2 protein-coding genes and 1 pseudogene are annotated in these 6270 nt (G+C 36.7%); 2 read left to right on the plus strand and 1 reads right to left on the minus strand.

Annotation, left to right across the window (positions count from 1 at the left end; all coding sequences use genetic code 11):
* Positions 1-1178: tRNA (N6-isopentenyl adenosine(37)-C2)-methylthiotransferase MiaB (miaB, locus tag WGMM_RS01600; protein WP_038249089.1), on the plus strand; the 1178-nt coding region annotated here is incomplete at its 5' end.
* Between the two features lie 146 nt (positions 1179-1324).
* Here the strand turns inward: miaB and WGMM_RS01605 are convergent.
* Positions 1325-2797, minus strand: a complete 1473-nt coding sequence (locus WGMM_RS01605; protein WP_038249091.1) for a peptide MFS transporter — start codon at positions 2795-2797, stop codon at positions 1325-1327.
* A 176-nt stretch (positions 2798-2973) separates the two neighbouring features.
* On the opposite strand from WGMM_RS01605, the pseudogene WGMM_RS01610 reads away from it, so the two are divergent.
* Positions 2974-6193 (plus strand): annotated as a pseudogene (locus WGMM_RS01610) (class I tRNA ligase family protein).
* Positions 6194-6270: the final 77 nt, after the last annotated feature.

Genomic DNA, 6270 nt, shown 5'->3' on the forward strand with positions numbered 1-6270 from the left:
ACATTAGAGAGAAGGCAGCAGAAAAACTTTACTCAGAGCTTGGGAAGATTCATTCGTTACGAAAAGAAATGACTATAGTGGTGGCTGGGTGTGTAGCGCAAGCAGAGGGAGAAGAAGTGTTCAGAAGGGCTCCTTTTGTTGATATTGTTGTTGGTTCGCAGAGTATCGCTACCTTACCGGAGCTGATAGTCAAAGCAAGCAGAAGTAAAGGTCATGTAATAAACACTGATTTTCCTGAAGTTGCAAAGTTTGATAAATTGCCAGATGAATGCTATGGCAATAGCCAGGGGTCTTCTGCGTTTCTTGCCATACAAGAGGGTTGTGATAAATTTTGTACGTTTTGTGTAGTGCCCTATACTCGTGGAGCTGAGTATTCACGGCCAATGAATGAAGTATTTCGTGAAGCATTGAAATTAGCTGCAAATGGGGCAAATGAGATCAATTTGCTTGGTCAGAACGTCAATGCTTACCATGGGGAGTGCGAAGGGGAAGTGTGGGATTTAGGAAAATTAATTAGTCATATTGCTAAAATTGAAAAGCTAGAGAGGATTCGTTATACAACTTCTCATCCAAGAGATATGCATGAATCTCTCTACTTGGCACATGCGGAAGAGCCAAAGCTCATGCCGTTTGTTCACCTGCCTGTGCAGTCTGGTTCGAATAAAATATTGCACGCGATGAACAGGAAACACACTGCAGAGGAGTATTTGGAAATAATAGACAGATTTCGCAAATTGAAACCTGAAATCGAATTTTCTTCTGATTTTATTGTTGGTTTTCCTGGAGAAACCGAAAAAGATTTTGAAGAAACTATGAAATTAGTAGAAAAAGTTAGATATGCTCAGGCTTATAGTTTTAAATACAGCCCAAGACCAGGCACACCGGGAGCGGAAAGAAAAGATCAAGTACCAGAAGAGGTTAAAACAGAGCGCCTTCTTCGTTTACAGAAATTAATTAGTAAGCAACAACTTGAGTTTAACCAGAGTATGGTAGGCAAAACTATACCTGTTCTATTTAGCGATAAAAAAGGTAAACACCAAAACCAAATTATTGGTAAAAGCCCATATATGCAATCAGTGTGCATTGATGATCCTGAAGGTAAATACAGAGACAAAATAGTAAACGTGAAAGTGTTGGAAGCTCGGCAAAATAGTTTGTTAGGGTGTGCCTTTTACTGATTTTAAGCAGCGTTAAATATAAGTCTTAAGCAAAGAGTATTGAAAAAATGCAATCATAATCTTTTTCAAAACTTACAAAGTTTAATTGCTACCTCTGCTGAACGGGTACCTTAAATCTACAAATAGTAGTCTTGAGCTTACCTATATCAATTTTTTGTACAAGATGAGTTAGTAATAACTTTATGTATAAGATTGAAGAAGAATAAAAATACAATAACGAGCATTAAATTAAATATTCCCACCTTTAAAAAACCCTCTTTATATATTTCTAAAGATTCTAAATAATTTATTTTACCATTTACTGAAGGAACTGACATAAATTTTGATATTGCAACTCCGGCTAGGTTAGAAAACGCTAATGACAGCATTACTATCCCTCTAAGCATCACTACTCCTCTAAGGTTTTTGGGGGCTAGTGTAGTTGCTTGTTCTTGGACTAATGGAGCAATACATAATTCTCGCAGTCCCATAAAGGAGATAGCAATTATTAAATATAAGTATTCTACTTTACCTTCAATGTTAGAGTTTAAACATCCAATGTACAGTGTGAAAAAACACATAGCCATTGTCAGAAGGCCAAGGGTAAACATGGAAGTTGCATATTTTTGCTTAAACTTCATGTATGTTCCAAAAAGAAAGCCAAATATTATAATTGACAAAGGATTTATGGCTTGAGAAACTGAAGCTGGGATTGTTATATCTAATACTTTGTTAATAACGTTTCTTTCGGTGAATAAGTTAACCAAAGAGCCAAGCTGCATTTCTAAAGCAAAAAAACACAAGAAAAATACCACAAGAATAGATAATGCCACTAATTTTCGTCTTTGTTCTGCTGATAATTTAGATATTATATAAATAAATATGCCCAGAGCTGTTATTCCAATAAATATGAGCATATTAGTAAAAAATTCACTATGTATAAGCATTTTAGCAATTATTGATGATGACAGAAAGCCTCCTATCAATACTATACCAAAAATTTTAATCCCTAATATGCGCTTATTCATAAGCTCTGGATAAGGAGAAAGGCCGCTATCTCCTAAAAGATTCTGAAATTTGAGAAAAAAGATTAGCCCTATAGACATCCCAATACCAGCTAAACCAAAGCTGTAGTGCCAGCCAAACAAGTGGGCTACATAACCACATGAAATAGAAGCCAATATTGCTCCAATATTCACACCTACGTAAAATAAGGTAAAGCCTCTGCTACGTTCGGGATCGTCTTTGCCATAGCATGAACTAAGTAAGTTAGTTACGTTCCCTTTAAACATACCAGTACCTATGGCTATTAGAGATAAACCTAAATATAATAAACCTGGTTCAAACTTAACCAATGACATGCAAGCATGACCTGCTATCATCACTATCCCTCCAAGCAACACCATGTTGCGGAATCCCATCAACTTATCAGCTAAAAAACCTCCAAGTATTGGTATAGCATAACCTGTTGCAGCAAATAATGAGTAAATAGTAAAGGCCCTCTCATCAGTGAAACCTAAGTGAGAAGTCAAAAATAGGACCAAAAGTGCCCTCATTCCATAGTAAGAGAAACGTTCCCACATTTCAACAAAGCACAACATTTTTAAAAATTGTGGAAACTTATCTGTCTTCTGATCCATAAAACACCCCTAAAGCTTGGGTTAATGTTAAGTAAAACAATAAAAACTGCAAGTAAAACTTTAAAAAAGGTATTGGAAGCTTGGCAGAATAGTTTGTTGGGGTGTGAGCTACGGAAATATTTTTGAATTTGTAATTTTTCAGAAAGCCCTATATTCTTTAGTTTTACATAGCGAACATGAAGTCAAAGCATTATCCTGATACAGTAAGTAGTCCTGATTTTTATCGTTAGAAAAGGAAATCATAAAATTTTGGCAGGAAAACAAAGTTTTTGAGCGGTCAGTTGAAGAACGTTCCAAGGATAATTGTTTTGTCTTTTACGATGGGCCTCCGTTCGCAAATGGACTTCCGCATTATGGACATTTACTCACTGGTTTCATCAAAGACACATTTGCAAGATATCAAACTATGCTTCAAAAAAGGGTTGAACGTAGATTTGGCTGGGATTGCCATGGATTGCCGGCTGAGATGGGTGCAGAAAAAGAACTTGGAATATCTGGTAGAACTGAGATAGAGAAGTTTGGTATAGATAAATTTAACAATCATTGCCATACTTCTGTGATGAAATTTTCATCAGAGTGGGAGAAGTATGTAAATAGGCAAGCAAGGTGGGTAGACTTTCACAATGACTATAAGACTATGGATAAATCATTCATGGAGTCGGTCATGTGGGCATTCAAGCAGCTTTATGATAAGGGTCTGGTGTATGAATCAGTGCGCGTTGTTCCATATAGCTGGGCATGCGAAACTCCATTATCTAATTTCGAAACAAGGCTTGATAACGCGTATAGAGAAAAAGTTAGCAAAGCTGTAACTGTTGCATTTGAGCTTTTAGAAAACCCACAGCAATTTAAAAGTGTTAAACGAAAGTGTAAATTACTTGCTTGGACTACAACTCCTTGGACGTTGCCGAGCAACTTGGCTTTAGCAATAGGAAAAGATATTAAGTATTGTGCAGTGTCAGTCCACCCTTTGATGTCATTCCAGCGCGTGACGCTGGAATCTATTTCTGGATCCCAGTGTCTGGGCACTGGGATGACAGGGAGTAGTGAAGGAAGTTCAATGAATGGTGAAATATACATTTTTGCTGAAAGCTACTTAGAGAAATTTATCAGCCACTCTGAACAAAACAATATTCCATATGAAAACTGCAATATAAAACTTAAAGCGAATGATCTTGCAGGTCTTTCTTACAAACCACTGTTTGACTATTTTAAAGACACAAAAAATGCATTTCGCGTTTTTATTGCTGATTATGTGACGGAAGAAGATGGTACTGGCGTTGTGCACACTGCTCCTGGATTTGGTGAGGAAGATTTTTACCTTTGCCAAAGCCATGATATTCCGGTTATTTCTCCAATTGATAACAGTGGAAAATTTACTGCTGAAATTTCAGATTTGGCAGGGGTTCATGTTTTTGATACCAATGATACAGTAATAAAAAATTAAAAGAGCAAGGGAATTGGTTTAAAACTGAACAATATATTCACAATTATCCACACTGCTGGAGAACTGACACTCCTTTGATCTATCGCACTATGCCTTCTTGGTATGTTGCTGTTACAAAATTCAAAAGCAGAATGGTAGAGCTAAATAAGAGAGTTAATTGGATACCAAACCACATTAGAGATGGTCAATTTGGAAAATGGCTTGAAGGGGCACACGACTGGTCAATTTCACGCAATCGATTCTGGGGTACGCCAATCCCTGTATGGAAATCAGACGATTCGAGATATCCAAGAGTAGATGTATATGCTTCAATAGAAGAACTGGAGAGAGATTTTAATGTTAAAATAGACGACTTGCACAGACCATTTATCGATACTTTAACAAGACCAAATCCTGATGATCCAACAGGAAAATCAGTTATGCGCCGTGTACCTGACGTGTTTGATTGCTGGTTTGAATCTGGCTCGATGCCATTTGCGCAAGTCCACTATCCGTTTGAAAATAAGGAGTGGTTTGAATCTGCGGATTTTATCACTGAATACATAGCGCAAACCAGGGGGTGGTTTTATACGCTCTTTGTATTGTCCACTGCTTTGTTTGATAGGGAACCATTTAAGAACTGCATATGCCACGGTGTTGTTTTGGATGTAAAAGGGCAAAAATTGTCCAAACGTTTGAATAACTATGCAGATCCAATGGAGGTTTTTGATAGATACGGTTCTGATGCACTGCGTTTTCTTATGCTTTCTGGATCTATTGTTTGTGGTGGTAATTTGCTACTCGACAAAGAAGGAAACTCAATACGAGATGTTCTAAAAAATGTAATAAAACCTATTTGGAATAGTTATCACTTTTTTACTATGTATGCAAATGCAGACGGAATTAAAGCTGAAGTTTGTAAGGACTATAGAAGCACTATTGATCGCTACATGATTTCCAAATGTTTTGAAGCTGTAGAAAGTATCCAAGCTTCTATGAACAACTATAATTCCCAAGAGGCTTGCAAAATTCTGATGGATTTTTTTGAAGTGCTAAATAATTGGTATATTCGTCGCAGTCGCGAGCGATTTTGGAAAAGTGACTTGGATCAAGATAAAACCGACGCTTATAATGTCCTATAGACGGTTTTTTATTACATACTAAGAGCTGCAGCTCCTTTGTTGCCACTTATAACAGAGAATATATGGCAAGGGTTTAAGTATGAAGAAACATCTGTTCATTTGGCCGATTTTCCACAATTAGAGAAGTTTGATAGTCAGCTCATTGCCAAGATGGATTTGGTGAGAGAGATATGCAACTCTGCACTCTCTATTAGAAACACTTTTAACATACGTATCAGACAGCCACTTGGCAGTATGATCATTTATCATCAGTCTTCCTGCGGTCTTCTTGAAGATGAATATCAAGAGATGATAAAAGATGAGGTAAATGTAAAAAAGCTAGAGTTAGTGAACAAACTTGAAGATATTGCATCACTTGAGCTAAAACTAAACTTTCCTATGCTTGGAAAGAGAATTCCAGACAAGATCAAGAAACTAGTTCAATATGCCAAGGAAGGGAAGTGGAGGCAAGTCGATAATGAACAAATATTTTTAGGAGACGAATCAGAAAATTACATTATAGAAAAAGGCGAATATGAGCTATCATTAAAAGCAAACAGTGGATTTTCTTCTGCATTTGATAACAACAAAGGAATTGTTGTTCTAAACGCTGCCTTAAACGATGAACTGATTTTAGAAGGGCTTGCAAGAGATGTTGTGAGGTTCATTCAGGAAACTAGAAAACAAGCTGATTTTCATATGTCCGATAGAATCAGAGTAATAATCAAAACAGAAGATGAGAAAATTAAGGAAGCAATAAATACGTGGATTGAATATATAAAAGAGCAGACCCTTGTCTTATCTTTGGACATTAATACAGAAATTGGAACTAACAGAATTACCGTATAGAGTAATGCTACTCTGTAGTGGTGATATGGGTTTTGCTGCACAAAGGACTTATGACATAGAGTTATGGTTACCTGAGC

It is taken from the genome of Wolbachia endosymbiont of Glossina morsitans morsitans, from assembly GCF_000689175.1.
Lineage (GTDB): Bacteria > Pseudomonadota > Alphaproteobacteria > Rickettsiales > Anaplasmataceae > Wolbachia > Wolbachia pipientis.